Source organism: Paraburkholderia ginsengisoli NBRC 100965, assembly GCF_000739735.1.
GTDB lineage: Bacteria > Pseudomonadota > Gammaproteobacteria > Burkholderiales > Burkholderiaceae > Paraburkholderia > Paraburkholderia ginsengisoli.
In genome coordinates this window covers 76,130-102,428 of record NZ_BBJF01000004.1, presented here as the reverse complement: position 1 = coordinate 102,428, position 26,299 = coordinate 76,130, and the positions used below count along the sequence as shown (strand labels likewise).

The 26,299-nt window shown below is 64.5% G+C and carries 24 protein-coding genes; 4 read left to right on the top strand and 20 right to left on the bottom strand.

Annotation, left to right across the window (positions count from 1 at the left end; translation table 11 throughout):
• Positions 1-3: 3 nt before the first annotated feature.
• The 4 genes from ispG to ndk form a co-directional block, all read right to left on the bottom strand.
• A complete protein-coding gene (ispG, locus tag BGI01S_RS04620) occupies positions 4-1,320 on the bottom strand; it encodes a flavodoxin-dependent (E)-4-hydroxy-3-methylbut-2-enyl-diphosphate synthase (RefSeq protein ID WP_042322815.1) in 1,317 nt (438 codons plus the stop codon).
• 86 nt (positions 1,321-1,406) lie between these two features.
• Complete coding sequence (locus BGI01S_RS04615; RefSeq protein ID WP_042322814.1) at positions 1,407-2,504, bottom strand: helix-turn-helix domain-containing protein; 1,098 nt, start codon at positions 2,502-2,504, stop codon at positions 1,407-1,409.
• A 225-nt stretch (positions 2,505-2,729) separates the two neighbouring features.
• Positions 2,730-3,881, bottom strand: coding sequence for a 23S rRNA (adenine(2503)-C(2))-methyltransferase RlmN (gene rlmN / locus BGI01S_RS04610; RefSeq protein WP_042322812.1), 1,152 nt, complete (start codon positions 3,879-3,881; stop codon positions 2,730-2,732).
• Between the two features lie 183 nt (positions 3,882-4,064).
• Entirely contained in the window at positions 4,065-4,490 is a 426-nt protein-coding gene (gene ndk, locus BGI01S_RS04605) for a nucleoside-diphosphate kinase (protein ID WP_042322811.1), read from the bottom strand.
• A gap of 290 nt (positions 4,491-4,780) precedes the next feature.
• Here ndk and BGI01S_RS04600 point away from each other — a divergent pair, with 290 nt between their 5' ends.
• Positions 4,781-5,479: a Bax inhibitor-1/YccA family protein gene (locus BGI01S_RS04600; RefSeq protein ID WP_042322809.1), complete on the top strand. Its 699-nt coding sequence runs from the start codon at positions 4,781-4,783 to the stop codon at positions 5,477-5,479.
• A gap of 149 nt (positions 5,480-5,628) precedes the next feature.
• On the opposite strand, the gene BGI01S_RS04595 is transcribed toward BGI01S_RS04600, so the two are convergent.
• The 10 genes from BGI01S_RS04595 to BGI01S_RS04550 all read right to left on the bottom strand — a co-directional run bounded on the left by BGI01S_RS04595 (position 5,629) and on the right by BGI01S_RS04550 (position 14,812).
• A complete protein-coding gene (locus BGI01S_RS04595; protein ID WP_042322807.1) occupies positions 5,629-6,402 on the bottom strand; it encodes an MBL fold metallo-hydrolase in 774 nt (257 codons plus the stop codon).
• A gap of 7 nt (positions 6,403-6,409) precedes the next feature.
• Positions 6,410-7,549: an outer membrane protein assembly factor BamC gene (bamC, locus tag BGI01S_RS04590; RefSeq protein WP_042322805.1), complete on the bottom strand. Its 1,140-nt coding sequence runs from the start codon at positions 7,547-7,549 to the stop codon at positions 6,410-6,412.
• Positions 7,550-7,678: 129 nt separating this feature from the next.
• Positions 7,679-8,602: a 4-hydroxy-tetrahydrodipicolinate synthase gene (gene dapA, locus BGI01S_RS04585; RefSeq protein WP_042322803.1), complete on the bottom strand. Its 924-nt coding sequence runs from the start codon at positions 8,600-8,602 to the stop codon at positions 7,679-7,681.
• A gap of 43 nt (positions 8,603-8,645) precedes the next feature.
• On the bottom strand, positions 8,646-9,242 hold the full coding sequence (locus tag BGI01S_RS04580) for a class I SAM-dependent methyltransferase (RefSeq protein ID WP_042322801.1): 597 nt from the start codon (positions 9,240-9,242) through the stop codon (positions 8,646-8,648).
• Between the two features lie 17 nt (positions 9,243-9,259).
• Entirely contained in the window at positions 9,260-10,462 is a 1,203-nt protein-coding gene (locus tag BGI01S_RS04575) for a tryptophan--tRNA ligase (protein ID WP_042322799.1), read from the bottom strand.
• A 6-nt stretch (positions 10,463-10,468) separates the two neighbouring features.
• The gene (locus BGI01S_RS04570; protein WP_042322797.1) at positions 10,469-11,131 is read right to left on the bottom strand and encodes a site-2 protease family protein; all 663 of its coding nucleotides are present in this window, start codon (positions 11,129-11,131) and stop codon (positions 10,469-10,471) included.
• A gap of 69 nt (positions 11,132-11,200) precedes the next feature.
• Entirely contained in the window at positions 11,201-11,836 is a 636-nt protein-coding gene (locus tag BGI01S_RS04565; RefSeq protein ID WP_042322796.1) for an L-threonylcarbamoyladenylate synthase, read from the bottom strand.
• A 201-nt stretch (positions 11,837-12,037) separates the two neighbouring features.
• Positions 12,038-12,868 carry a 3',5'-nucleoside bisphosphate phosphatase gene (locus BGI01S_RS04560; RefSeq protein ID WP_042322793.1) on the bottom strand — a complete coding sequence of 277 codons (831 nt, stop codon included), beginning with the start codon at positions 12,866-12,868 and terminating at the stop codon, positions 12,038-12,040.
• 103 nt (positions 12,869-12,971) lie between these two features.
• Positions 12,972-13,856 (bottom strand): alpha/beta fold hydrolase, encoded by an 885-nt coding sequence (locus tag BGI01S_RS04555; RefSeq protein ID WP_042324377.1) that lies wholly within the window; start codon positions 13,854-13,856, stop codon positions 12,972-12,974.
• An 80-nt stretch (positions 13,857-13,936) separates the two neighbouring features.
• Positions 13,937-14,812, bottom strand: coding sequence for a ferritin-like domain-containing protein (locus BGI01S_RS04550; RefSeq protein WP_042322791.1), 876 nt, complete (start codon positions 14,810-14,812; stop codon positions 13,937-13,939).
• Between the two features lie 346 nt (positions 14,813-15,158).
• Between BGI01S_RS04550 and BGI01S_RS04545 the strand changes: the two genes are divergently transcribed.
• From BGI01S_RS04545 to BGI01S_RS04535, 3 genes are all read left to right on the top strand, one after another.
• Complete coding sequence (locus BGI01S_RS04545) at positions 15,159-15,683, top strand: gamma carbonic anhydrase family protein (RefSeq protein ID WP_042322789.1); 525 nt, start codon at positions 15,159-15,161, stop codon at positions 15,681-15,683.
• A 43-nt stretch (positions 15,684-15,726) separates the two neighbouring features.
• Entirely contained in the window at positions 15,727-16,677 is a 951-nt protein-coding gene (hslO, locus tag BGI01S_RS04540) for an Hsp33 family molecular chaperone HslO (RefSeq protein WP_042322788.1), read from the top strand.
• 212 nt (positions 16,678-16,889) lie between these two features.
• A complete protein-coding gene (locus BGI01S_RS04535) occupies positions 16,890-17,273 on the top strand; it encodes a hypothetical protein (RefSeq protein WP_042322787.1) in 384 nt (127 codons plus the stop codon).
• 100 nt (positions 17,274-17,373) lie between these two features.
• Here the strand turns inward: BGI01S_RS04535 and ftsB are convergent, their stop codons facing one another.
• From ftsB to BGI01S_RS30930, 6 genes are all read right to left on the bottom strand, one after another.
• A complete protein-coding gene (ftsB, locus tag BGI01S_RS04530) occupies positions 17,374-17,805 on the bottom strand; it encodes a cell division protein FtsB (protein ID WP_042322786.1) in 432 nt (143 codons plus the stop codon).
• Between the two features lie 116 nt (positions 17,806-17,921).
• Positions 17,922-19,205, bottom strand: a complete 1,284-nt coding sequence (eno, locus tag BGI01S_RS04525) for a phosphopyruvate hydratase (protein WP_042322785.1) — start codon at positions 19,203-19,205, stop codon at positions 17,922-17,924.
• 239 nt (positions 19,206-19,444) lie between these two features.
• Positions 19,445-20,299: a 3-deoxy-8-phosphooctulonate synthase gene (gene kdsA, locus BGI01S_RS04520; RefSeq protein ID WP_020065520.1), complete on the bottom strand. Its 855-nt coding sequence runs from the start codon at positions 20,297-20,299 to the stop codon at positions 19,445-19,447.
• A complete protein-coding gene (locus BGI01S_RS04515; RefSeq protein WP_042322784.1) occupies positions 20,296-21,969 on the bottom strand; it encodes a CTP synthase in 1,674 nt (557 codons plus the stop codon). The genes kdsA and BGI01S_RS04515 overlap by 4 nt, the downstream gene beginning before the upstream one ends.
• Before the next feature lie 382 nt (positions 21,970-22,351).
• Entirely contained in the window at positions 22,352-23,155 is an 804-nt protein-coding gene (locus BGI01S_RS04510; protein WP_042322783.1) for an alpha/beta fold hydrolase, read from the bottom strand.
• A gap of 207 nt (positions 23,156-23,362) precedes the next feature.
• Positions 23,363-26,065, bottom strand: a complete 2,703-nt coding sequence (locus tag BGI01S_RS30930) for a ComEC/Rec2 family competence protein (protein ID WP_167335638.1) — start codon at positions 26,063-26,065, stop codon at positions 23,363-23,365.
• Between the last annotated feature and the right edge of the window lie 234 nt (positions 26,066-26,299).

The following is a 26,299-nucleotide window of genomic DNA, read 5'->3' as shown; positions in this document are numbered from 1 at the left end:
TATTTAGTTGAGTGCTTCGGCGCGGCCGTAGCGGCGCTCGACGTAGTCACTCACGATTTGCTGGAATTCTTGCGCGATGTTCTCGCCGCGCAGCGTCTTGACCTTCTCGCCGTCGATGAACACCGGCGCGGCCGGGTTCTCGCCCGAGCCCGGCAAGCTGATGCCGATATTGGCCTGCTTTGATTCGCCGGGACCGTTGACGATGCAGCCCATCACCGCGACGTGCATCTTCTCGACGCCAGGATACTGGTCGCGCCACACCGGCATCTGTGTGCGCAGATACGTCTGGATTTGTGACGCCAGTTCCTGGAACAGCGTGCTGGTGGTACGGCCACAACCCGGGCACGCGATCACCATCGGCGTGAACGAGCGCAGACCCATGGTCTGCAAGATTTCCTGGCCGACGATCACCTCGCCGGTACGCGACGCACCCGGCTCAGGCGTGAGCGAGATGCGGATCGTGTCGCCGATGCCCTGCTGCAGCAACACCGACAACGCCGCGGTCGATGCGACGATACCCTTCGAACCCATGCCTGCCTCGGTCAAGCCGAGATGCAGCGCGAATTCGCAACGGCGCGCGAGTTCGCGGTACACGGCGATCAGATCCTGCACACCGCTGACCTTGCACGACAGAATGATCTTGTCGCGTCCAAGGCCGAGTTCAACCGCGCGTTCGGCCGAACCGATCGCCGACTGGATCAGCGCTTCGTACATCACGCTTTGCGCTTCCCACGGCGTGGCGCGCGAGGCGTTCTCGTCCATCATCTTCGCAAGCAGGTCCTGATCGAGACTGCCCCAGTTGACGCCGATCCGCACCGGCTTGTCGTACTTCACCGCGGCTTCGATCATCTGCGCGAACTGCGTGTCGCGCTTTGCGCCGTGACCGACGTTGCCGGGATTGATCCGGTACTTCGACAGCGACTCCGCGCACGCGGGGTAATCGCGCAGCAGCAGATGGCCGTTGTAGTGGAAGTCGCCGACCAGCGGCACCGACACGCCCATGCGGTCGAGCTGCTCGCGTACGGCCGGCACGGCCGCGGCCGCTTCTGGCGTGTTCACCGTGATACGCACCAGTTCCGAACCGGCTTGCGCCAGCTCCTTGATCTGGATCGCGGTGCCGATCGCGTCCGCCGTGTCGGTGTTGGTCATCGACTGCACGCGCACCGGCGCGTCACCGCCGATGGTGACGAGCTGGCCGCCCCAACGGACGTCGACCGCATGCGACTTGCGCCGCGCAGCCTGGCCGCCGAACACCGGTTCGTTAGAAACGATCTTGCTACTGGATCGGGATTGAGCTTCGGATTGCATCGAAAAACCCATTTACGCCGCATGCGCTACACAAAAAACGTAGCGCCTGAATTGAAAAAGCGCCGCGGACCGGTTGGCCGCGGCGCATACCGTATCTGTCAAGGCAGCGCGAAGCGTGCCACATTTCCCTTGGCCGCCGAATATTTCGCCGGATCGACCGGCTGGCCGTCGAGCGTCAGCGACTCGAGACCGGCCTTGTTGCCGAGTGTGATCCGGAACGGCGCCTCGCCCGTTACTTCCTTCGTATCGCCTGCGTGCACAAGGCCGGAGAATACTTCCTTGCCATCTTTGCCGCGCACGCTGAACCAGCTGTCCTGCGTCACGCGCAGCGCGACGATCGCCTCACCTGCGGCTGGCGCCGCCGCGACTCCCGATGCGGCCGCCACGACGGCCGGCGCGCTCGCGCCCGGTGCCGCGGCGGCCTGACCCTGCGAGCCGGCCTTCGGAGCCGTGGGCATGGCCGTGACCGCGGGCGCCGATGACGGCGCGGTACCGGTGGCCAGCGGCGCGGGCATCGGCGTTCCCGACGCTGCGTTATCTTCGGCAGCCTGCGCTTGCGGCGCCGACGCGCCCTCCTGCGCCGCCGCATCCGCCGATGAACTCTGCGCGACCGCGCCCGATGCGCCGGTCGCGGCACTACCGTTCGCGCTCGCCTTCAAACGCGCGAGCCACGCGGTCGAGTCACCGCCGTTGGTGTGCCACATCGCGAGCGCGATCACCGCGACGACCACCGCCGCGACGCCCCACAGCCACGAGCGACTCTTCTGCCCGCTGCCGCCGAGCGACAGCGAAACCCGGCCGCGCGGCAAATCCTTACCCGACGACGCCGGCATCGACAGATCCGGCGCCGGCACACCCGTCTCGCGGCGCAACGCCTGCGTGAACGGCGTGGGATCGGCGCCGAGCATCTTCGCGTAGCTGCGCACCACGCCGAGCGCGAAGGTCGTATCCGGCAAATGGCTGATGTCGCCCGATTCGAGCGCTTGCAACTTGATGACTGAAACCTTCAATCGGGCCGACACGTCTTCGATCGACCAGCCCTTCGATTCACGCAATTGGGTCAAGCGCGCGCCAACCGCCGCCAACGAATCCAGGTTCGATTGCACAACAGGCTGCACGACCGCCCGGGCGACCGGCGCCGGATGGCCTTCGTTCGTGTCTGTGTCGTGCGGCTGCGGGTGCTGCGGCTCACTCATCCCAAATCCTTTCGCGTCGATTCTTTTTTCACTCGTGCCACCCGGACGGGCCAAAGCCTCGCGCCCGAATCGCAGACCGTTTATAACAAAATGCGCGGCTTTGTGTGCCGCTTCCGATCGCTTCTGCAAACTTTCTTTTCAATCGACGGTGGCACCAAGACGTTCGGATTGGCTGGACTTCCAGCGAACGCCGATGCCTTGCCATACAGAACGCTCACCATACGATTACACGGCGCGAACCTCGATCACCTTGGCCGCCTTCCCGGTGCGCTCAGCAAGGCGCGTGCGGTCCTGCACCGCACCGGCCAGCTGACCGCAGGCAGCGTCGATGTCATCGCCGCGTGTTTTGCGCACCGTGGTGACGACGCCCGCGTCCATCAACACTTGTGCAAATCGCTTGATCTGTTCCGGCTTCGAGCGGATGAGGCCCGATTCGGGGAACGGATTGAACGGAATCAGATTGAATTTGCACGGCACGTCGCGCGTCACGGCCAGCAATTCGCGCGCTTGCGCTTCGCTGTCGTTCACCCCGTCGAGCATGCAGTACTCAAACGTAATGAAATCGCGCGGCGCGACTTTCAGATAACGCTGACAAGCCGCCATCAATTCACGCAGCGGGTACTTCTTGTTCAGCGGCACCAGCATGTCGCGCAGCGGATCGCTGGGCGCATGCAGCGAGACCGCGAGCGCCACCGGCAGATCCGCGCCGAGGCGGTCCATCATCGGCACGACGCCCGAAGTGGACAGCGTGACGCGGCGGCGCGAAAGGCCGTATGCGTTGTCGTCGAGCATCAGGCGCATGGCCGGCACGACCGCGTCGTAATTGAGCAGCGGTTCGCCCATGCCCATCATCACGACATTCGTGACGACCCGCTCGCCCTTGCCGTCGCCGCCCGTGGCGCGGCCGCCCGCCACGCCGCGCGACGCGCGCAGCGCGAACTCGGCCATGCGCAACTGGCCGATGATTTCGCCGGTGGAGAGATTGCGGGAGAAACCCTGTTTGCCGGTCGAACAGAAACGGCAGTTGACCGCACACCCGGCCTGCGACGATACGCACAGCGTGCCACGCGTTTCTTCGGGGATGTACACGGTTTCAACCGCGTTGCCGTTGCCGACGTCGATCAGCCACTTGCGTGTGCCGTCGGTCGAAATATGATCGCTGACGATGCCGGGCATCGTGATCTCAGCGCGCCCTTTGAGCTTTTCGCGCAAGGACTTCGCGAGATCAGTCATGCCGTCGAAGTCGGCAGCGTTGTACTGATGAATCCAGCGCTGCAATTGCTTGGCGCGAAACGGCTTCTCGCCCAGGCTGTCGCAGTACGCGACAAGCCCTTGGGCGTCGAGGTCGAGAAGGTTGACGGTGGGACTGCTCGTCATATCGAATCCTGCCATTTCAGTGCGAGACTGCGTTCATGCAACAAGCTGCATGAACGCAATGCCGTTCGCGCCCATTCCTGCTGCTTTTACCTTACTACTTTGCCGGGCGATTCGTGCGATAAAACGGATCGGCTGCACGAATCGCGCGAAGCAAACCGGCATATGCGCGGCTTGGCGCCCGGCTTAACGCGAGTAGACGTTCACTTGCGGGAAGAAGAACGCGATTTCGACCGCTGCGGTTTCAGCAGCGTCCGAGCCGTGAACGGCGTTAGCGTCGATGCTGTCGGCGAAGTCGGCGCGGATCGTGCCCTTTTCCGCCTTCTTCGGGTCCGTTGCGCCCATCAGGTCACGGTGCTTCAGGATCGCGTTCTCGCCTTCCAGCGCTTGCACGACCACCGGGCCCGAAATCATGAATTCGACCAGATCCTTGAAGAACGGACGTGCAGCGTGCACGGCGTAGAACTTCTCTGCGTCAGCGCGCGACAGGTGAACCATGCGCGATGCCACGATCTTCAGACCCGCGTTTTCGAAACGGGTGTAGATCTGGCCGATCACGTTCTTGGCCACTGCGTCCGGCTTGATAATCGACAGGGTGCGTTCGATCGCCATAAAAACTCCAAAAAATTAAGAGGTTACAGATTCAAATGAATCCGCTATTGTAGCATGTTCCCGTGTATGATTGCGATTGAACCCTTACAGCGCTGAAAGAATCGCGGCGCGCGTTCCAAAATACTGGTAGCGTAGGCCGTGGGGGGCATTTCGAGGTATTGAAACTCCGTGCTCCCGCGCTAATCTTAGGGATGAACAGCTTACGCGCCTGGCGGCAAACCATTCCTGCCGACGCACCACAAACCGCCGTATCACCATCACGAAACACGCTTCTGAGGTAAGGAGAGACCATGAACGATCATCCGTATAGCTTTGGCCGCAATGGCGCCGTCAGCACGGTCGAAACGCGCAACCGCGTACTACGGAATACCTACTGGCTGCTCGCGCTGTCCATGATTCCCACCGTGCTCGGCGCATGGGTAGGTCTCGCCACCGGCTTCTCGCTGTTCGCGGCCACCAGCCCGGCGATGAGCATGCTGGCGTTCTTCGCGATCGCCTTCGGCTTCATGTTTGCGATCCAGAAAACCAAAGACAGTTCGGTCGGCGTGTTCGTGCTGCTCGGCTTCACGTTCTTCATGGGCCTGATGCTGTCGCGCATTCTCAGCTTCGTGCTCGGTTTTTCGAACGGCCCGTCGCTGATCATGCTCGCGTTCGGTGGCACTGGTGTGATATTCACCGCGATGGCCACCATCGCCACGGTCAGCAAGCGCGACTTTTCCGGCCTCGGCAAGTGGCTGTTCATGGGCGTGATCGTGCTGCTGCTGGCTTCGGTCGCGAACGTGTTCCTGCAACTGTCGGCGCTGATGCTGACGGTTTCGGTGCTGGCCATCGTGATCTTCTCGGCCTATATGCTGTTCGACGTCCAACGCGTCGTGAACGGCGGCGAGACGAACTACATCACCGCTACGCTCGCGATTTATCTGGACCTGTACAACGTGTTCGTCAACCTGCTCGCGCTGCTCGGCATTTTTGGCGGCAACCGCAACTAAGAAGTTCGACACGGGCGCAACGTTCGCGGAACGCCGCGCCCTGAAAAGAAAAAGCCCATAACGAGCAATCGTTATGGGCTTTTTTCATTGCGCCGCCGCCAGGCTTCGCGGCCTGAACCTGTGAAGTGGCGATCACGACCAACCGGGCATCACACGCTCAGCCACGCAAACCCCTCTGCCTGCGAAGCGACCACCACTTCGGTAGGCGCCGCGCCTAGCACAGCGGCCATCGCCGCCTGCGCCAGCTCCGGCAGATTGTTCTGCTGACTCAAATGCGCAGCGACCAGATGGCGAAGACGCGAACGGTCGAGTGAAGCCAGAATGTCCGCCGCCGCGTCGTTGTTCAGATGCCCGTGATTGCCGCCAATGCGCGCCTTCAGCGATTGCGGATAACGGCTGCCCGCGAGCATCCGCACGTCGTGATTGCATTCGAGCACCAGCGCGTCGCAACCGCTCAGCACCGCGCTGATATGCGGGGTGGACGTGCCGACGTCGGTCAGCACGCCGAGCCGGCTCGCGCCGTTCGAGAACACGTATTGCAACGGTTCGCGGGCGTCGTGAGGGACGGTGTAAGGGAGGATGCTGAGGTCGCCGACCGCCACCGCCTCGTCGCCCCACAGCACCTGCAGGTCGATGTTGGCTTCGTCGGCGCCTACTGCGCGCGCGGTGCCCCAGCTCATGTACAACGGAATCGACCACTTGCGCGCCAGCGTCAGCGCGCTGCCGATGTGATCGCTATGTTCATGCGTGATCAGAATGGCGTCGAGACCCTCGACGCTCGCGCCGATCCGCGCCAGACGCCGCTCGACCTCGCGCGCCGAAAACCCGCAGTCGAGTAGCACGCGCGTGGTGGTTGCGCCGCTCTGCGCTTCCACCAGCAGCGCATTGCCTTCGCTGCCGCTGCCGAGACTCGCGAACCGCACGGTCCGCCTAGTTCAGTTGCGCGTGCAGCAACGTCACGATGCGCTGCGCGTCGGACGACGTGTCGACCTGCCCATTCGCGTCGAGCACGGCCACCTGCGTCACGGAGTCACCCTTCGCGCGCACGTTGACGAGGAATTCCTGCCCCGGCTTCTTGGTCGAGGTGCCGCTGTAGAACAGCTTGCCGAACAACCCTTCGCGCTTCAGTTCCTGCATCGAGTCCGCGTAGCGCACATAGTAGATGCCCTTCGCGCGATCGCGGTTGTCGACGGTAAAGTTGGTGCGGTCGAGCGCGAGGCCGACGCGCAGCCATGCACGGTCGAACGATTCCTGCAGGTCGAGCGTCGACGAGCCCGCGCTCTTGTCGATCGTTGCCGGCGCGGTAGCCGGGCGCGCATCGGTCAGCAGTTGCTTCGATTGCGCTTCGGTCAGCCCGAATTTCTCCATCAGCTTCGCGAGGAACATCGCTTCGAGCGCCGGATCGCGCGGACGCTCTTCCCAGCGCGACGACGTCTTGTCCTGCCCCGTCAGCATTTCTTCCATCGCGCTATGCGTGACCGAAATGTCCGTGGTGTCAGACGGCCCGCGCGACACGAGCGTGCGGAAGCTGTCGCGCGTACCCGACGAGTACGCGAAGTCGATGACCTTGCCCACCGTGCGGCGGAACCAGTCGTCCGGAATATTCGCGCGGTTTTCCGCCCAGTCGGTCACCATGATGCCGGTAGCCGGCGCGTCCGTTTTCAGGACGAAACCGTTTTCCTGCCAGAACTCCTGCAGTTGCGGCCACAGTTGCTCCGGCGAGCGGCCGTCGACCACCAGCCAGCGGCGATCGCCGTCACGCTCGATGTGCATGCCGAACGGGTCCTGCTCAGTCGGCTTGCCTTCTGTCGCGTTGCCGGCCGCCGTGACGTTGCGCGCCGTTGCGCCGCCCAGCGCCAGATTGGCGGGCGGTGCGACGTAGCGCTGATCGGTCGGCGAGGTGCTCAGATCGCCGGGAACGGCGAGCGGCGGCGCGCTCGCCGCGACCTTGTAGTTGACGCGGTCGGAAGCGAACCAGTCGTTCAGCGTGTCACAGCCGGCGAGCGTCGTCAGGGCAAGCGCCAGCGCCGCCATGCGGGTTGCGTGGAGGGAAAGTGCGGAACGTTTCATGAGGTCCTTCGTGATGCTGGAACGCGGTGCCTGGTTCTGTGTGCCGGGAACGTGGGCTGGATCGACGTCGGTTAAGGGAATGCCGGTGGCAGTCTTCGGTGGCGCTGCTGGATGCCGCGGTCGAACCGCTTAGCCCAGCAGCCCTGCTTCGCGCAGCGCGGCGCGCACCACGTCGTGGTACTGCTCGGCAAGCGGCGTAAGCGGCAAGCGGATGCCGCCCTGCACACGACCCAGTTGCTGCAGTGCCCATTTGGCCGGAATCGGATTCGATTCGATGAACAGGTTCTTATGCAGCGACAGGAGCTTCAGATGAATCTCGCGCGCGGTCTTTGCGTCCGCCGCGAGGGCCGCCTTGCACAGCTCGCTCATCGCGCGCGGCGCGACGTTCGCAGTAACCGAAATATTGCCGTGGCCGCCGAGCAGCATCAGCGCAATCGCGGTGGGATCGTCGCCGCTGTAGATGCCGAAATGCGCGGGCGCCGCCTTGATCAGTTGCGCGGCGCGCTCGATGTTGCCGGTCGCCTCCTTCACGCCGACGATGCCCGGCACCTGCGCGCAACGCAGGATGGTGTCGTTGCTCATGTCCGCGACGGTGCGGCCCGGCACGTTGTACAGGATCACCGGCAGATCGACGGTCTCGGCGATCTTCGCGAAGTGGCGATAGATGCCTTCCTGGGTCGGTTTGTTGTAGTACGGCACGACCTGCAACGTCGCGTCCGCGCCGACGTCTTTCGCGTGTTGCGTGAGTTCGATCGCCTCGGTGGTGGAGTTGGCGCCCGAGCCCGCGATCACCGGAATCCGGCCCGCCGTGTGCTCGACCGCGGTCTTGACCATCAACACGTGCTCTTCGACCGACAGCGTGGCCGACTCGCCGCTCGTGCCGACCACGACGAGCGCATCGGTGCCTTCCGCGACGTGCCAGTCGATCAGTTTGCGAAACGCCGGCAGATCGAGGCTGCCGTCTTCGAGCATCGGGGTGATGATGGCAGGAATGCTGCCGCGAATCTGAACGCTGTCGTTGCTGCGAGTGCCGCTTTGGTTGCCGTTAGTCATGAAACGCCATGAATTTGATCAGGTAAACCGCGATTGTAGCGGATTAGCCAGCCAACTCGTAACAAGGCGGGGATGCCGCCTGCGCGGGGTCGTCTGGGCGCTCCGCCTCCAGAATTGCGCAAATCCGCTGGACGTAGGCCGGGCGCGGCTGCGCGAGAAAACCATCTTGAAATGCGACCACCCGGAGCTGGCCGCGCACCCTGTCGAGGAGTTCGCCGGGCGCGAGTAGAAACGCCGGATTGGACGGCTTGCCGACGCTTTCGTTGCCTTGCGCGAAGGTCTCGTAAACCAGTACGCCGCCGGGCGCGAGCGAATGCAGAAGCTGCGGGAAAAGCGGCCGGTGCAGATAGTTCGTCACGACGACGGCAGCAAATTTCGCGTCGCCGGCGAGCGGCCACGCGGCGCCTTCGAGGTCGGCGGCAAGCGGTGTGATGAGCGGCTCGCCGCGCAGCATGTCGAGCGCGGCGGCATCGCGATCGAGCGCGGTCACCGGATGCCCCCGCGACGCGAAGAACCGCGCGTGCCGCCCCGCTCCCGACGCGACGTCGAGCACCGCGCCGCCGGCCGCGACCAGATGCGCCCATTGGCGCACCCAGTGCGACGGCTCACCCAATCCATGGATGGCGGCGGGCGTGCTCATCGACGTACGTGAACGGCTCAGTTGTACGACAGGCCCATGGCCTCGCGGACGTCGCGCATCGTTTCCGTCGCGAACTTGCGGGCCTTGTCGCAGCCATCTGCGACGATCGCGCGCAGCAGCGACGGATCGTCCATGTACTTCTGTGCGCGTTCGAGCATTGGCTGCTGTTCGCGCAGAATGCCTTCGATCACCGGCTGCTTGCAGTCGAGACAACCGATACCCGCCGAACGGCAGCCCTTCTGCACCCACTCGTGGGTGGCTTCGTCGGTGTACACCTGGTGCAGCTGCCACACCGGGCACTTGTCCGGATCGCCCGGATCGGTACGGCGCACGCGGGCCGGGTCGGTCGGCATGGTGCGCACTTTCTTCGTGATGGTTTCCGCGTCCTCGCGCAGGCCGATCGTGTTGCCATACGACTTCGACATCTTCTGCCCGTCCAGACCCGGCATGCGCGACGCTTCGGTCAGCATCGCCTGCGGCTCGACCAGGATGATCTTTCGCGAACCTTCGAGGTAGCCGAACAGACGCTCGCGATCGCTCATCGACAGGCTCTGCGACTCCTGCAACATCGCGCGCGCCTGTTCGAGCGCCTCGTCGTCGCCTTCCTGCTGGTACGCATTGCGCAACTCGTGATACAGCTTGGAGCGCTTGCCGCCCAGCTTCTTCGCGGCTTCGTTGGCCTTCTGCTCGAAGCCCGGCTCGCGGCCATACAGGTAGTTGAAACGGCGCGCGATTTCACGCGTCATTTCGACGTGCGGCACCTGGTCTTCGCCGACCGGCACGAGCGAGCCGCGATACAGCAGAATGTCCGCCGCCATCAGCACCGGGTAGCCGAGAAAGCCGTAGGTGGACAGGTCCTTGTCCTTCAGCTTCTCCTGCTGCTCCTTGTAGGTCGGCACGCGTTCGAGCCAGCCGAGCGGCGTGCTCATGCCGAGCAGCAGCGCCAGCTCCGCGTGCTCGGGCACCTTGCTCTGGATGAACAGCGTCGCCTGCGCCGGGTCGATGCCGGACGCCAGCCAGTCGATCAGCACGTCCCAGACGTTCTTTTCGATCACTTCGGGCGTTTCGTAGTGCGTTGTCAGCGCGTGCCAGTCGACTACGCAGAAGAAACACGGGTATTCGGACTGCAGCCGCACCCAGTTTTTCAGCACGCCGTGATAGTGGCCGAGGTGCAGCGACCCGGTGGGCCGCATGCCGGAGAAGATACGGTCTGGGAACATGATTATTTAGAAAAGCGAAACAAGGGGAGTCAGGATTGCGGTAATCGCACTGTAGCCGAGCGTCACCAGCGGATTCAGCCAATAACGCGTCAGCGTGCCGGTCATGACCAGTGCCATCACGATGAAAAAACCGTAGGGTTCGAGCCGCGACAGCGCGATCGACTGGCGCGGCGGCAGCAGCGCCATCAGCACGCGGCCGCCGTCGAGCGGCGGCAGCGGAAACAGGTTCAGCACGCCGAGCACGAGGTTCACGCCGACGCCCGCGCCAGCCATGCGCGTGAAAAACGGTTCGTCGACATTGAACACCGCCAGTGCGATGCCGAACAGGCCCCAGATGAGCGCCTGGATGAAATTGGACGCCGGACCCGCCGCCGCGACCCACAAACTGCCCCAGCGCGGATTGCGCAGGTTGCCGAAGGCGACCGGCACCGGCTTCGCGTAACCGAACATGAACGCGCCGCTGGTGGCGAAGTAGAGCAGCAACGGAATCGCAATCGTGCCGAGCGGATCGATGTGCCGCATCGGATTGATCGACACGCGGCCGAGCACGTAGGCGGTATTGTCGCCGAGCCAACGCGCGACGTAGCCGTGCGCGGCTTCGTGCAGCGTTATCGCGAAAATGACCGGCAACGCGTACACCGCAATCGTCTGTATCAGGGAAGAATCCATAACTCGCTATTGTAACAACGCGATTGCGTGCGTCTGTCCGCTTTCACTCTTGCCGCGTTTGCGCCGTTTTCAGGCCGTCTCTTCGAGACCGAAGGGCGTGAGAGAGCCGCGCCCTGCCCGCACCAGCACCGGCTCAGCGCCGGTCAGATCGATCACGGTCGACGGCTCGCACACGCAGGCGCCACCGTCGATCACCAGCTCCAGTTGCTTTTCGAGGCGGGCGCGGATTTCTTCGGGGTCGTTCAGCGGCTCGGTTTCGCCGGGCATGATGAGCGTCGAGCCGATCAGCGGCTCGCCGAGTTCCTCGAGAATCGCCAGCGTGATCGCGTGATCCGGCACTCGCAGACCGATGGTCTTGCGCGACGGATGCGACAAACGGCGCGGCACTTCCTTGGTGGCCTGCAATACGAACACGTACGGACCCGGCGTCACCGACTTGATCAGCCGGTACTGCCGGTTGTCCACCATCGCAAAGTTCGACAGTTCCGACAGGTCGCGCACCAGCAGCGACAGCAACTGCTTTTCGTCGAGACCGCGAATCCGCCGCAGGCGCTCGGCCGCGTCCTTGTCGTCGAGCTGGCAGGCTAGCGCGTAGCTCGAGTCGGTCGGCAGCGCGACCACGCCGCCGTCCTTGATGATCTGCACGGCCTGTTTAACGAGGCGCGGCTGCGGGTTGTCAGGGTGAAGCCGGAAGTATTGGGACATGGCGGCTAACGGTGGCTATCGGTGCTATCGGTGGCGATCGGGAAACTGCGAGCTAACTTCGGGCGAACCGCGAGACAAGCCGGGCGGACTGCGGCCGGAGTGCGGCCCGGATACGGCTGACCGGCGGCAGGAGCGGCGCAAACGGACATGCGCCGCCGGCCGGTTCTCGCGCGTGACGTGCCGCCCCGGCACGACGCGCGATCACAGCCAGCGTTCCCAGACGGGCTTGAGATCGGAAGGCAACGGCGGCAGCGCGCCGAGGTCGATGCGGCCTTCGCCGGCTGCGTGGAAGTCGGACCCGCGCGACGCCTCGAAACCGAAGCGGCGCGCGACGTCCGCATATTCGCGGTATTGATCGGGCGTGTGGCTGCCGGTCACCACTTCGATCGCCTTGCCGCCGAGATCGATGAACTCGGCGAAAAACGCGTCGAATTCGACCGGCGAGTACGCGTAGCGGCCCGGATGCGCGATGATCGCCTCGCCGCCGGCCGCCCGGATCCAGCCGACCGCGTCCGCCAGCTTGGCCCAGCGATGCGCCACGTAGCCCGGTTTGCCGTCACCGAGAAAGCGGTTGAACACGTCTTGCGTGGAGGTGCAGTAGCCCTTCTCGACCATGAAGCGCGCGAAGTGCGTGCGCGAAATCATGTCCGGGTTCGACACATACTGAATCGCGCCCTGGTAGGCATCGGGGATGCCGAGCGCGGCCAGTTGCTCGCCGATCGCCTCGGCGCGCGCGGCGCGGCCGTCGCGAGTGCGCGCGAGACCGTCGATCAGGATCGAACTGGTCGCATCGATGCCGAGGCCGACGATGTGCACGGTGCGCGACGCCCACGTCACCGATATTTCGACGCCGCTCACGTAGCCCATGCCGAGCGCCTCGGCGGTGGCGCGCGCTTCGTGCTGGCCGCCCAGTTCGTCGTGGTCGGTCAGCGCCCACAGCGTCACGCCGCCCGCATGCGCGCGGCGCGCGACGTCGGCCGGCGCGAACTGGCCGTCGGAAACGGTGGAGTGACAGTGCAGATCGGCGTTCATCTTGGTCCTGAAAAGGTTCTACAGCCATTTTACTGCAACGCAGTAAGTGACCGCAGAGCTATCTCGCGCCGCCCGCCCCATCCTTCCCAATAAGCAACGCTTTTCAGGAACAAAATCCCTCTATCAACGCGGCCACCTGCTCCGGCTGATCGTGGTGCACCATGTGCCCCGCCCCGTCGATGATTTTCTCGCGCCAGTTCGGAAACGCCTGGAAACGCGCCTTGAACTCGTCGAGCGGTATCTCGCCGGCAATCTGCGCGAGCGTGGGCGAATTGGCGGCCTCGACGTGCAGCACTTTCGCGCTGACCTTGCGCCACACGGCCATCACCTCGTCGAGGCGGTACAGGGTCGGTCCGCGCAACTTGTGCGCCGGGTCGGCGAGCAGCATGCGGCGTCCTTCGCCGTCCGGCTTCGACCAGTGCTGCGCGAGAAACTGCGCGCGCCGCGGATCGAGGCGCGGATTGGTCTTGATGAGACGCGCGGCGACGTCATCGAGCGACGCATAGCGCTTCAGTTGCGGCGGGTCGCGCAATTCGTCGAGCCAGTTCAGCAGGCGTTTGGGCGCTTGCGCCGAGTGCGATGGCGCGAGCCCGAAGCCCTCCAGATCGACCACGCGCCGCACCCGCTCGGGCCGCACGCCCGCATACAGGCAGACGATGTTCGCGCCCATGCTATGGCCGACCAGATTCACCTCGCCGGAGGGCGCGTAGTGGTCGAGCAGCGCGTCGAGATCGGCGAGATAGTCCGGAATCCAGTAGCTGCCGCCGCCGCGCTCGGCCACCGGCCAGTCCGACAGGCCGAAGCCACGCATGTCGGGCGCGAGCACCTGCCAGTCGCCGGCCAACGCATCGACGACGAACTGGAACGACGCCGCCACGTCCATCCAGCCGTGCAGCATGAACAGCATCGGCGCGCCGGGATTGCCCCAACGCCGCACATGCAGACGGATGCCGCGCACGGCGACGAACTCAGACCGGGAAGTATTCATGAACGGCACGCTCAAAAAAGAATGGTCGTTCGATTATAGAGACAGCCGGGCGATACGTGGGGTCGGATTATCGACAGACCTCAGCCGTTCGCGACGGGTGCGGCCGGCTGTCTGGCGTCCAGGCCGGCCAGCGCGGCCAGTTCCGCTTCGTCGAAGCCGGCGTCGCGACGCGCCTCGAAATTGAACGGACCGCGTAATTTCGGTGCGTGATACTGATCGGCGAGGCGCGTGTAGGTCGGGTGCGGATCGAGGCCGCTCGCGGCGCACAGGTGCCGAAACCAGTGATTGCCGATCAGCACATGGCCAATCTCGTCGCGCAGGATCACGTCGAGAATTTCCGCGGACGCGTGATCCCCCGCCTGCTGCAGACGCGCGCGGATCGGCGGCGACGCGTCGAGGCCGCGGGCCTCGAGCGTGCGCGGCACCAGCGCCATGCGCGCCAGCACGTCGCCGCGGGTGCGCTCGCACATGTCCCACAGGCCGTCGTGCGCGGGGAAATCGCCGTATGCGTGCCCGTATTCCGCAAGGCGCGCGGCCAGCAGCGAGTAGTGATAGGCCTCCTCGGCGGCGACCTTGAGCCAGTCGGTATAGAACGCGGCGGGCATGCGGGCGAATCGCCAGACAGCGTCGAGCGCGAGATTGATTGCGTTGAATTCGATGTGCGCGAGCGCGTGCAGCAGAGCCGCGCGGCCTTCCGGCGACTGCATGCTGCGCCGCTTCAGTTGCCGCGGATCAACCAGTTCGGGACGCGCGGGACGGCCTGGGAGGCCGGCGGGCTCGTCGAGTTCGAGGTCGGTCGGACATGACGCGCCGCCCGCGAGGACGGCGGCGTACAACGCCCGGACCGTGGCGGCTTTGATGGCCGGATCGTTTTCGCTCAATGCGGCCAGCGCGGCCGTTCGCGCGCACGCGGGCTGGTCTTGGGGAGGCGGAACGGACGAAGCGGCGGACATCATGGCAAGCGGATCGGCGAAGGAAGTGATAAATGAAGAACAGCCGGGGCAAGCGGCGCGAGACGTGCAAGACGCGGCGGCGAACGCGTTAAAAGGACGGCGCCTGCGCGCCTGGCGGGAGACCCGCAACGCCACAACGGCGCCGCCAGGCCGAGCCACTGGCCGGAAAACGTCCGGACGGCCACGAAAGCGGCCCAACCACACAAACGTTTACAATACTCGATTCGACCATCCAGCGCGCTCGTGGCACCTGCGCGATGGAGCCCCAGCGGGACACCCCGGCGAGGCGCGCGTCGGGCTGTTCACCGTCCCACCGAGCACGCGCCGCGACCGATCCAGAGGAGACACTGTGACGATTTACAAGCTTGGCGAAGCCGCCCCGACCATCCATGAAAGCGTGTTCGTCGCGGATTCGGCGAACATCATCGGCAACGTGACGCTCGAGGAAAACGCGAGCGTGTGGTTCGGCGCAACGATTCGCGGCGACAACGAAGGGATCACCATCGGCGCCGGCAGCAATGTGCAGGAAAACGCGGTGCTGCACACCGACCCCGGCTTCCCGCTGACGATCGAGCCGAACGTGACGATCGGCCATCAGGTCATGCTGCACGGCTGCACAATCAAGGAAGGCTCGCTGATCGGAATTCAGGCGGTGGTCTTGAATGGCGCGGTGATCGGCCGCAACTGTCTGGTCGGAGCGGGCGCCATCGTCACCGAAGGCAAGGTGTTTCCCGACAATTCGCTGATTCTCGGCGCGCCCGCCAAGGTGGTGCGCGAACTCACCGAGACGGATATCGCCAATATGCAGCGCGGCACGGCAAGCTATGCCGAGCGCCGCGAATATTTCAAGGCGCAGCTCGTACGCATCGGCTAACAGCCGGCGCGTGCGAGATGCGCCATTCCACCGAGGAAAAGTTGTGAGCGACCAGTTGCAAAAATTCATGTTCAGCGCGGCGCCGGTGCGCGGCGAGATCGTTTCGCTGCGCAATACGTGGCAGGAAGTGCTGACGCGCCGTGACTATCCGGCGCCCGTGCGGACGATTCTGGGCGAAATGATGGCCGCGTGCGCGCTGCTGTCGGCGAACCTGAAGTTCGACGGCACGCTCGTCATGCAGATCTTCGGCGACGGCCCGGTCAAGATGCTGGTGGTGCAGTGCGGCTCCGATCTGTCGATGCGCGCCACCGCGAAGCTGTCCGGCGACGCGGACAACACGATCGACGACGCGACCTCGATGGTCGAACTGCTGAACGCGAGCGGTCACGGCCGCTGCGTGATCACGCTCGACCCGGCCAGCAAGCAGCCTGGTCAGCAGCCGTATCAAAGTATCGTGCCGCTGTCGGGCGTGGACGGCCCGCTCAAATCGATGAGCGAAGTGCTCGAGCATTACATGCATCACTCGGAGCAGCTCGACACGCGCCTGTGGCTCGCGGCGAACACCGAGCGCGCGGTCGGCATGCTGCTGCAGAAGCTGCCGGGCGACGGTGGCATCGTCCCGCATCCGGGCGAACTGGACGCGGACACGTGGGAGCGCGTCTGCACGCTGGGCAGCACGCTGTCGCAGGACGAGTTGCTGAAGGAAGAACCGGAAACGGTGTTCCGCCGCCTGTTCTGGCAGGAGAACGTCCAGCATTTCGAGCCGGCCACCGCGCGTTTCGAGTGCACGTGCTCGCGCGAAAAAGTCGGCAGCATGCTGAAGATGCTGGGTCGCGAGGAAGTGGACGGCGTGATCCAGGAGCGCGGCCATGTCGAGATCCATTGCGAATTCTGCAATCAACGCTACGAATTCGATCCGGTGGACGTCGCGCAGCTTTTTGTTGCCAACGCGCTCTCACAAGGTGTGACGCCGGCCGCCGACCAGCGGCATTGAACGACTTGTGGCGCCGGTGTGTGCGCGTCGCGCGATTGACGTAATAGCAGCCGCACGCTCCACCGCCGCACCTGCACGACGACAGTCATCAGCGCGCCGCCCAGGACTTTTCACGGCTTGGCCGGCGCGTTATCTTTGATCGTTGCGGTGGATCATCGGCGTTGCACGCTGCGCATGTTTTGCTTAGGCATCCAGACTGTTGGAGATCGAACATGAACTACCCTGCTTCGTTGATTCGCGATGTGCGCGCGCTCGTGGCCGTGGCTGTCGTCGTGGGGAGCGCCGCACTGAGCGGCTGCGCGATGAATCCTGCGGGGCCGTCGCAGATCCTGAGCCGCTTGCCGCCCGACCAGACCGGCGGCGCGCCCAATGCGCCCGCTCCGCTGACGCCTGAAGAGCGCGCCCGCTATGACGCGATCGATCGTCAGGTACTGTTCGAGCAGGACCAGGCGATTGCGGCCGAGAACGCCGCCCAGGCGTGGTCGCGTTATTACTCGCCACCCGTCACCGTGTTCGGCGGCTATTCGAGCGGCGGCTGGGGACGTGGCTGGGGCACGGGTATCGGTGTCGGCTTCGGGCCGAGCTGGGGCTGGTAGCGATCAACTGTCAAACCCAAAGAAAAAGGCGCGGTTCAGAAATGAACCGCGCCTTTTTTTTGCATCTTTAGGACCAAAGCCAGATGCCGACCGACCAGGCTCAATGCGTCGCCTTTTTGTCCTTCGCTGCCTTCCCGCCATGCTTGCGATCCGGCTTCGCACGCGACTCCGGATTCGGCACCACGTGCAGCGGCGCGGCCGATACTTCCCCGCGCGTCGAGGTGGTCACCGAAGGCGTGTTCGCGGTCGGCAACGGCGCATTCGGCGACACGAACTGCACGAACACTTCTCCGTCCTTGACCATGCCCATTTCGTAGCGCGCCCGCTCTTCGACCGCGGCGGTGCCGTTCTGCAAGTCTTGCACTTCGCCCTGAATGCGCTCGTTGCGCAGCTTCGAATCGGCATTCTTCTGCACCTGCTGGGCCAGTTGCTGCTGCAACTCGTGCACACGCAACCAGCCGCCATGGCCCCACCAGAGCGGGTACTGGATCAGCGCCAGCAGAACGATCAGGACAGCAGTGACAAGCCGCATGAAGTAAGCACAATAAATACGCGCCGCCCTGCGCTATACGCAGGGCGGCGAGGTCAATCAGGAACGAAGGATGACCGGCTCATCGGTCAATGCAGACAAACTGGCCACAGACAAACTCAGCGCAGGTTGTAGAACGCCGACTTGCCCGGGTAGCTGGCGATATCGCCGAGATCTTCTTCGATGCGCAGCAGCTGGTTGTACTTCGAGATGCGGTCCGAGCGCGACAGGGAACCCGTCTTGATCTGACCGGCGTTCAGGCCGACCGCGATGTCCGCGATCGTCGAATCTTCGGTTTCGCCCGAACGGTGCGAGATCACGGCCGTGTAGCCGGCGCGCTTGGCCATTTCGATAGCCGCGAAGGTTTCCGTCAGCGTACCGATCTGGTTGATCTTGATCAGGATCGAGTTTGCGATGCCCTTCTCGATGCCTTCCTTAAGGATGCGCGTGTTGGTGACGAACAGGTCGTCGCCCACCAGTTGGACCTTCTTGCCGAGCTTGTCGGTCAGCGTCTTCCAGCCCGCCCAGTCGCTTTCGTGCATGCCGTCTTCGATCGACACGATCGGGAACTTGTCCGCGAGGTTCGCGAGGTAGTCCGCGAATTCCGTGGACGACAGTTGCAGGCCTTCGCCGGCCAGCTGGTACTTGCCGTCGTGGTAGAACTCGCTCGCTGCGCAGTCGAGCGCGAGCAGCACGTCTTCGCCGGCACGGTAGCCCGCTTTCTCGATCGCTTGCAGGATGGTCGACAGGCATTCGTCGTTGCTGCCGAAGTTCGGCGCGAAGCCGCCTTCGTCACCCACGGCCGTGCTCATGCCGCGATCCGACAGGATCTTCTTCAGCGCGTGGAACACTTCGGCGCCGCAGCGCAGTGCTTCGCGGAAGGTCGGCTGGCTGACCGGCACGATCATGAATTCCTGGATGTCCAGGCTGTTGTTGGCGTGCGCGCCGCCGTTGACGATGTTCATCATCGGCACCGGCAGTTGCATCGCGCCCGAGCCGCCGAAGTAGCGGTACAGCGGCAGACCGGCTTCTTCAGCGGCAGCCTTCGCGACAGCCATCGACACGGCCAGCATCGCGTTCGCGCCGAGGCGCGACTTGTTGTCGGTGCCGTCGAGTTCCAGCAGGGTCTTGTCGAGGAAGGCCTGCTCGGAAGCGTCGAGGCCCATGATCGCTTCGGAGATTTCAGTGTTGATGTGCTCGACGGCTTTCAGCACCCCCTTGCCGCCGTAACGGCCGGCTTCGCCGTCGCGCAGTTCGATGGCTTCACGCGAACCCGTGGACGCGCCCGACGGCACCGCTGCGCGGCCCATCGTGCCCGACTCGAGCAGCACGTCGCATTCGACGGTGGGGTTGCCTCGCGAATCGAGAATCTCTCGACCGATGATATCTACGATAGCACTCATGGTTTCCTCAAGAAATGACGTTGAATTCTTTGCTGTGACACTGTATCGCGCATGTCGATCCGGGGTTAGCGCTTTAGCGCTTACGCCGGTCCCATGCAGAGCACCGGTCTCCCCGACAGACAACTCACGCGCCGATACGTTCGACGACCATTGCTAACATTCGCCGCGCGCCGACGATGGCGCCATTATGCAAGCCAATCGTGACTCATCACGCAACACGGCGAATGCCCGAATCAGTTTCAGTTGAAATCGCTTTCGAGGAACGGCGCGCGCTTGACGGCCTGGTCGAGCGTTACCAGCGTCTCGAGCAGGTCGGCCATGCGGTTGAGCGGCACGGCGTTCGGGCCGTCCGATTTGGCCTGCGCCGGATTCGGATGCGTTTCCATGAAGAGGCCGGCGACGCCCACCGCCACCGCGGCACGCGCCAGCACCGGCACGAATTCGCGCTGACCGCCCGAGCTCGTGCCCTGCCCGCCGGGCAACTGCACCGAGTGCGTCGCGTCGAACACGACCGGCGCATTGGTTTCGCGCATGATCGCAAGCGATCGCATGTCCGACACGAGGTTGTTATAACCGAACGACACACCGCGCTCGCACGCCATGAAACGGTCTTCCGACAGACCGGCTTCACGCGCGGCGTCACGCGCCTTGTCGATCACGTTCTTCATGTCGTGCGGCGCGAGAAACTGGCCTTTCTTGATGTTGACCGGTTTGCCCGAACGCGCGCAAGCGTGAATGAAGTCGGTTTGACGGCACAGGAAAGCCGGCGTTTGCAGCACGTCGACCACCGACGCCACCTGTTCGATTTCGTGCTCGGCGTGAACGTCGGTCAGCACCGGCAGACCGAGCTGACGCTTCACTTCCGACAGGATGCGCAAACCTTCGTCCATGCCCAGACCGCGGAACGACTTGCCGCTGCTGCGATTGGCTTTGTCGTACGACGATTTGTAGATGAACGGAATGTTCAGCTTCGCGCAGATTTCCTTCAGGCGGCCGGCCGTGTCGATCGTCATCTGTTCGGATTCGACGACACAGGTGCCCGCGATCAGGAAAAACGGCTTGTCGAGTCCGATTTCGAAATCGCCCAGTTTCATGCTTTCTCCCCGACTTCGTTCGTCGCGCGCGACTGCTGACGCGCGAGCGCCGCTTCGACGAACGACTTGAACAGCGGATGGCCATCACGCGGCGTGGACGTGAATTCCGGGTGGAACTGCACGCCGACGAACCACGGGTGCATGCTGCGCGGCAATTCCATCATTTCCGGCAGATCTTCGCTCGGGGTACGCGCGCTGATGATCAGGCCACCGGCTTCGAGTTGCGGCACGAAGCGGTTATTGACTTCATAACGGTGACGGTGACGCTCGTTCACGTCCTTGCCGTAGATTTCTTCGGCCATCGTGCCGGGCTTGATCGGGCAACGTTGCGAACCGAGGCGCATCGTGCCGCCCAGATCCGACTCTTCCGTACGCTTCTCGACACGGCCTTCGCGGTCGTACCACTCGGTGATCAATGCGACCACGCGGTTCTCGGTTTCCTGATCGAACTCGGTGCTGTTCGCGTCCTTCAGGCCGACCACGTCGCGGGCGAATTCGATCACGGCGAGCTGCATGCCGAGACAGATGCCGAGATACGGCACCTTCGCTTCACGCGCATAACGGATCGCGGCGATCTTGCCTTCGGTACCGCGACGGCCGAAGCCGCCCGGCACGAGCACCGCGTCGAGATGCTTGAGGCTCTCGACGCCTTGCGTCTCGATCTCTTCCGAATCGATATATTCGATGTTGACCTTCGTCGACGTGTGCATCGACGCATGGCGCAGCGCTTCGATCAGCGACTTGTACGACTCGGTCAGATCGACGTACTTGCCGACCATGCCGATCGTCACTTCGTGCTTCGGATTTTGCAGCTTCTCGACAAGGTCGGACCACATCGACAGATCCGCGGGCTTCGGCGTGAGCTTCAGCTCTTCGCAGATGATCGCGTCCAGACCCTGGTCGTGCAGCATTTGCGGAATCTTGTAGATGCTGTCGGCGTCCCACACGGAGATAACCGCGTCTTCCGGCACGTTCGAGAACATCGAGATCTTCGCGCGCTCGTCGTCGGGGATGCGGCGGTCCGCGCGGCACAGCAGCACGTGCGGCGAAATGCCGATTTCGCGCAGCTTCTGCACGCTGTGTTGCGTCGGTTTGGTTTTGAGTTCGCCAGCGGTGGCGACCCAGGGCACCAGCGTCAGGTGCACGAAGCACGCGCTGTTGCGGCCCATGCGCAGGCTCATCTGACGCGCGGCCTCAAGGAACGGCAGCGATTCGATATCGCCCACCGTGCCGCCGACTTCGACGATCGCGACATCCGGCTCGCCGCACGTCGCAGAAGCTGCGCCGCGTTCGACGAATGCCTGGATTTCGTTCGTGATATGCGGGATGACCTGCACCGTCTTGCCGAGATAATCGCCCCGGCGTTCCTTGCGGATCACCGATTCGTAAATCTGGCCAGTGGTGAAGTTATTGGCCTTGCGCATCTTCGTGCTGATGAAGCGCTCATAGTGGCCAAGGTCGAGGTCAGTCTCTGCTCCATCTTCCGTCACGAACACTTCGCCGTGTTGGAACGGGCTCATCGTGCCGGGGTCGACGTTGATGTACGGATCGAGCTTGAGGAGGGTGACTTTAAGACCGCGCGATTCGAGGATCGCGGCGAGGGAAGCGGCGGCAATACCCTTGCCGAGGGAAGATACTACGCCGCCGGTGACGAAAACATATTTGGTCATCGCTGGATGCTCGCGGGAAAAACGGATTATACCGTAAAGCAAGGGCCCGACCCAGCAAAATGCACGCGAAGTCTGCGCGTGCGTATGCCACGGTAACGGCATGCGCCGCTCGCCGTTCCGGGACTGCTCATCCGCCGCGTATCGGCCGCACATTCACCGCTCGTGCGCCCGTTATGCGCCCTTCATGCGCCGCTTATCCCGGCTTCTCGCGACGCCGTTTGCGGCTATGCGCAGCGACTCGCCCAACGATGGGCCTGGACGCGTGCTCCCGCGCACGCGGTTAATCTCAGCTCAGCCGGTGCCGGCGGGCGGAGCGCCGCGCGTTACCGCCACGCCGACGCCCATCGCGTCGCCACTCGAACATAAGCTCATCCACGCCCCATCAAACGCGCGGCGCCAGTTCGCGCAACATCCGCTGCACCGCACGCGCGGTTTCGAGCGGCTTTTCCATCGGATAAAGATGGCTGCCCTCGATCCACTCCAGATGGCCACCAGTGGCGCGGCGGGTCGCATCGAGCCCGGCCTGGCGGATTTCCTTCGAGCGGGTGCCGGCGATGAACCCGACCGGCACCGGCGCGCCTCGGGCAAGCCGCGCGCCGAGCGTGTGCGGCAGGGTCCTGTAGATCTGATACTCGGTGCGGCGGTCGAAAGCCAGCGTACGGCCGCCGTCGGGCGAAGTCTGCGGGATGCCGAAGTCGATGTAATCGGACAGCATGCGTTCGTCCCAGCGCGCGAACGCCGGCTTCGCATGAAAGTGCCGCCACGCTTCGTCGCGGCTCGCCCAGTGGGTGCGGCGCGTGCGCGTGGCGGCCGCGGGCGAGAGCCGCTCGTCGAGCCCGGTCCATTGCGACACGCGCAGCATGCTGCTGCGCCAGCCGGCGATCACCGGCGAGTCGAGCATCACCACGCCCCTCACCCACTGCGGCTTCTTCAGCGCGGCCATCAGCGACAGATAACCGCCGAGCGAATGCCCCACCAGCCACACCGGCTGCTCGTACGAACGGCCGATGTCGTCGAGCAACTGATCCACTAGATGCGGCCAGTCCTGCGTCACCGGGAAGCGCGTGTCGTGACCGATACGCTCGATGGAACGCAACTCATAGTCGTCGGAGAGTTCGGCGAAGATCGTCCGGTAGGTCGATGCCGGAAAGCCGTTCGCGTGCGAGAAATGAATGATGTTTTTCAACTGCGGCTATCTCCGTGCTGTTTTTTTGCTTGCGGGCTTGCGCGTGCGTTTTTGAGCGCGTGCCGTGAATGTTCGGCGCCAGTTCCCCGGCGACGACTTCGGTCTTGCTGTGCGTCACTTCTAACTGGACAACCGGCGGTTCATTCGACGACTCGCCGGTCGGCGTTTCCGTCGACGGCGGCACTTCAGTCGCACTTCAGTCGGCCATCAGCGATCCATCCAGTAGCGGCGCTGCGTATCGCGATAGCGTTCGAGCGTCAGTTCCGCGCCGTCGCCCGCCGGGTCCACGTCGACCCGCACCGCGCCGTCCGCATCGCTGCGCGCCAGCTCGATCCGGCGCGCCTTGTAGCGCTCGAACACCCCCACGTTCGGATGATGAAAGCGGTTGCGATAGCCTACCTGAAATAACGCGATGGACGGTTCGATAGAGTCGAGGAACGGCTCGGTCGACGACGTCTTGCTGCCATGATGCGGCACGACCAACACCTGCGCGCGCAATGCGCCGCGATCGCGCGCGAGCAGCACGCGTTCGGTCGGGGCCTCGATGTCCGCGCTCAGCAAGGCCGCGATGGGCGGCTGCGCCGTTTGAGGACGCGTCGCGAGTGGGCTCGTCGCGCTCCTGGTGCTTTTCGTGCTCGCTGCACTCTCCGTGCCCGGCAACGCCGCGACCCGCAACACGCAGCAATGCGCATTCGGCTTGCCTTGCAGCGGCCCGGCATCCGGCCACAGCATCGCGAACTCGACGCCGTCCCACTGCCAACGCTGGCCCGCCGCGCACGGCAGCGTCGCTGCACCGTGTCGTCGTGCGCTCGACCACAACGCGTTGTCCGGCGCCAGCGCGGCCACCATCTGTTTGACCCCGATCGCGTCGAGCACGGCCGGCGCGCCGCCCGCATGATCCGAGTCGGCGTGGCTGATGATCAACGTGTCGAGCGCCGTCACGCCGTGCGCCTGCAGGAACGGCACGACCACCCGCTCGCCCGCATGCGTCGATTCCGGGCCCGGTCCCGTATCGAACAGCAACGTGTGATGCGCGGTTTCGATCAATACCGACGTGCCCTGCCCGACGTCGAGCGCCGTCAAGCGGAAACTGCCGGACGGCGGTCCGGGCGGGGCCGGCATCAGCAGCGGCAACCATGTGAGCGGCGCGGCCCAGCGCAACGGCCAGCCACGCGGCGCCAACGTCCAGAACACGCCGATCGCGGCCGCGGCCAACGCCCACGCATCCGGTTGCGGCAGCCACCAGAGCGCCCAGCGAGACCCGCTCAGCAGATGCAAGCCCGCGGCCAGCAGTTCGAGCAACGCATGCGCGGCGTGGAACGCCCACGCGTCGAGCGGCGCGGGCAAGGCGACACCGGCCAGCACCACCGGCGTGACGAGCAGACTCACCCACGGAATTGCAAACGCGTTCGCGAGCGGACCGAGCAGCGGGATCTGCGCGAACCAGTAGACGGTGAGCGGCGCGAGCGCGAGCGTCACTGCTATCTGCACGTGCGCGGCGCTGCGCAGACGCTCGAGGAAAGCGCGCACGCGGCGGCGCAGAGCGGCGCGTATGGACGCGCGTGTGTCGGGCGTCGCGCGAGCCTTTGCGACTTGTATAGCCTGGTCAGATTTATCAACGTCATCAGCTTCAGCAAGCTCGCCTTTCTCGCCTTTCTCGCCTTTCTCGCCTTTCTCGCCTTTCTCGCCTTTCTCGCCTTTCTCGCCTTTCTCGCCTTTCTCGCCTTTCTCGCCTTTCTCGCCTTTCTCGCCTTTCTCGCCTTTCTCGCCTCTCTCGCCTCTCTCGCCTCTCTCGCCTCTCTCGCCTCTCTCGCCTCTCTCGCCTCTCTCGCCTCTCTCGCTTAAATCGCCTAAATCGCCTAAATCGCCGCCGTCGTCATCGCGAGTCCTCTGGCGGACCCGCACGCGCGGCCGACCCGACATCGCGAACAGAATCGCCGCCACCGCGCAGAACGACAGCCAGAATCCCGCCGACACCACCGCCCACGGATCGATCAGCAGCACGAGTCCGAGCGCCCACGCCAGCACCACGGAACGCGCGAGACTGCGCCCGCTGACGAACGCCAGCGCGACGACACCTGCCATCCACAGCGCCCGTTGCGCCGGCACGTTGAGGCCGGCCAGCGCCGCGTGCAATGTGGCGAACGCCGCGCCGCTCACCACCGCGACGATTTGCGCGGGCACGCGCAACGGCCAGTCGCGGCCAAGCCACGCGGAGCGCCGCCACACCGCGCCCGCGAGCCAGCCGGCCAGCCCCGCGACGAAGCCGATGTGCAAACCCGAAATCGCCACCAGGTGGCTCGTGCCGGTGCCGCGCATCAGGAGCCAGTCGGCGGCGCTGACTTCGTCCTGCGCGCCGATTGCCAGCGCCACGACGATCCCGCGATGCGGCGCGTCCGCGAGCACCGCATCGATCCGCGAGCGCAGCGCCGCGCGCCAGCGATCCACGCTCACGCCCGGGCCGTGGGCTTGTCCCGGCAAGCGCGTCGCGTGAGCCGGCGCGCTCACGTAGCCGGTTGCCCGCACATTGCGCGCGAGCAGAGTCGCTTCGGCATCGCGCACGCCGAAGTTCGCGTTGCCGTGCGGCCGCTTGAGCCGCACCGTCAGACGCCAGCGCTCGCCGGGTTTGAGCGGAGGCGCGGGGGTGTAGTCGGCGATCCACGAGAGCTGAAGGACGCGCGGGAAGCCGGCGATGGGCGCGTTGGCCGCGTCGACTTCGAACAGGAAGCGCGCGCCGTTTTCGTCGCGTGACGGCAGGCCTTTGATGCTACCGATCACGTCGATGTCGCGGCCTTCCCATGCTGTCGGCAAGCTCGTCGCGAGTCGTATTTCCGCGCGCACGGCGGCATAGCCGAAGCCCGCGCAGATTGCCGCGCACCAGACGGCGCTCCAGCCGACGAGCGAGCGTATGCGTCGGCTGAGTCGGAAGCGGCGTATGGGCGATGGGGTCGGCTGGCTTGAGGATAGAGCTTGCGGCGAGACGGAAGCCGGTGGCGAAATGGTGGCGTTCGGCAAACCGCTGAGCGAAACCGAATGAGAGGCGCAAGCTGAGGCTAAAACTGGAACCCGCGCCAAAGCAGGAGCCACAGCCGAAGCCAGGCACCTTGCCAAAGCACACGCCGGAGCCCAAACCAAGGACCGCGC

What these genes read in the sequence shown, in the direction of transcription:
- ispG (WP_042322815.1), bottom strand. Translation starts at nt 1,320, where the DNA reads ATGGGTTTTTCGATGCAATCCGAAGCTCAATCCCGATCCAGTAGCAAG.
- BGI01S_RS04615 (WP_042322814.1), bottom strand. Translation starts at nt 2,504, where the DNA reads ATGAGTGAGCCGCAGCACCCGCAGCCGCACGACACAGACACGAACGAA.
- rlmN (WP_042322812.1), bottom strand. Translation starts at nt 3,881, where the DNA reads ATGACGAGCAGTCCCACCGTCAACCTTCTCGACCTCGACGCCCAAGGG.
- ndk (WP_042322811.1), bottom strand. Translation starts at nt 4,490, where the DNA reads ATGGCGATCGAACGCACCCTGTCGATTATCAAGCCGGACGCAGTGGCC.
- BGI01S_RS04600 (WP_042322809.1), top strand. Translation starts at nt 4,781, where the DNA reads ATGAACGATCATCCGTATAGCTTTGGCCGCAATGGCGCCGTCAGCACG.
- bamC (WP_042322805.1), bottom strand. Translation starts at nt 7,549, where the DNA reads ATGAAACGTTCCGCACTTTCCCTCCACGCAACCCGCATGGCGGCGCTG.
- dapA (WP_042322803.1), bottom strand. Translation starts at nt 8,602, where the DNA reads ATGACTAACGGCAACCAAAGCGGCACTCGCAGCAACGACAGCGTTCAG.
- BGI01S_RS04580 (WP_042322801.1), bottom strand. Translation starts at nt 9,242, where the DNA reads ATGAGCACGCCCGCCGCCATCCATGGATTGGGTGAGCCGTCGCACTGG.
- BGI01S_RS04575 (WP_042322799.1), bottom strand. Translation starts at nt 10,462, where the DNA reads ATGTTCCCAGACCGTATCTTCTCCGGCATGCGGCCCACCGGGTCGCTG.
- BGI01S_RS04570 (WP_042322797.1), bottom strand. Translation starts at nt 11,131, where the DNA reads ATGGATTCTTCCCTGATACAGACGATTGCGGTGTACGCGTTGCCGGTC.
- BGI01S_RS04565 (WP_042322796.1), bottom strand. Translation starts at nt 11,836, where the DNA reads ATGTCCCAATACTTCCGGCTTCACCCTGACAACCCGCAGCCGCGCCTC.
- BGI01S_RS04560 (WP_042322793.1), bottom strand. Translation starts at nt 12,868, where the DNA reads ATGAACGCCGATCTGCACTGTCACTCCACCGTTTCCGACGGCCAGTTC.
- BGI01S_RS04555 (WP_042324377.1), bottom strand. Translation starts at nt 13,856, where the DNA reads ATGAATACTTCCCGGTCTGAGTTCGTCGCCGTGCGCGGCATCCGTCTG.
- BGI01S_RS04550 (WP_042322791.1), bottom strand. Translation starts at nt 14,812, where the DNA reads ATGATGTCCGCCGCTTCGTCCGTTCCGCCTCCCCAAGACCAGCCCGCG.
- BGI01S_RS04535 (WP_042322787.1), top strand. Translation starts at nt 16,890, where the DNA reads ATGAACTACCCTGCTTCGTTGATTCGCGATGTGCGCGCGCTCGTGGCC.
- ftsB (WP_042322786.1), bottom strand. Translation starts at nt 17,805, where the DNA reads ATGCGGCTTGTCACTGCTGTCCTGATCGTTCTGCTGGCGCTGATCCAG.
- eno (WP_042322785.1), bottom strand. Translation starts at nt 19,205, where the DNA reads ATGAGTGCTATCGTAGATATCATCGGTCGAGAGATTCTCGATTCGCGA.
- kdsA (WP_020065520.1), bottom strand. Translation starts at nt 20,299, where the DNA reads ATGAAACTGGGCGATTTCGAAATCGGACTCGACAAGCCGTTTTTCCTG.
- BGI01S_RS04515 (WP_042322784.1), bottom strand. Translation starts at nt 21,969, where the DNA reads ATGACCAAATATGTTTTCGTCACCGGCGGCGTAGTATCTTCCCTCGGC.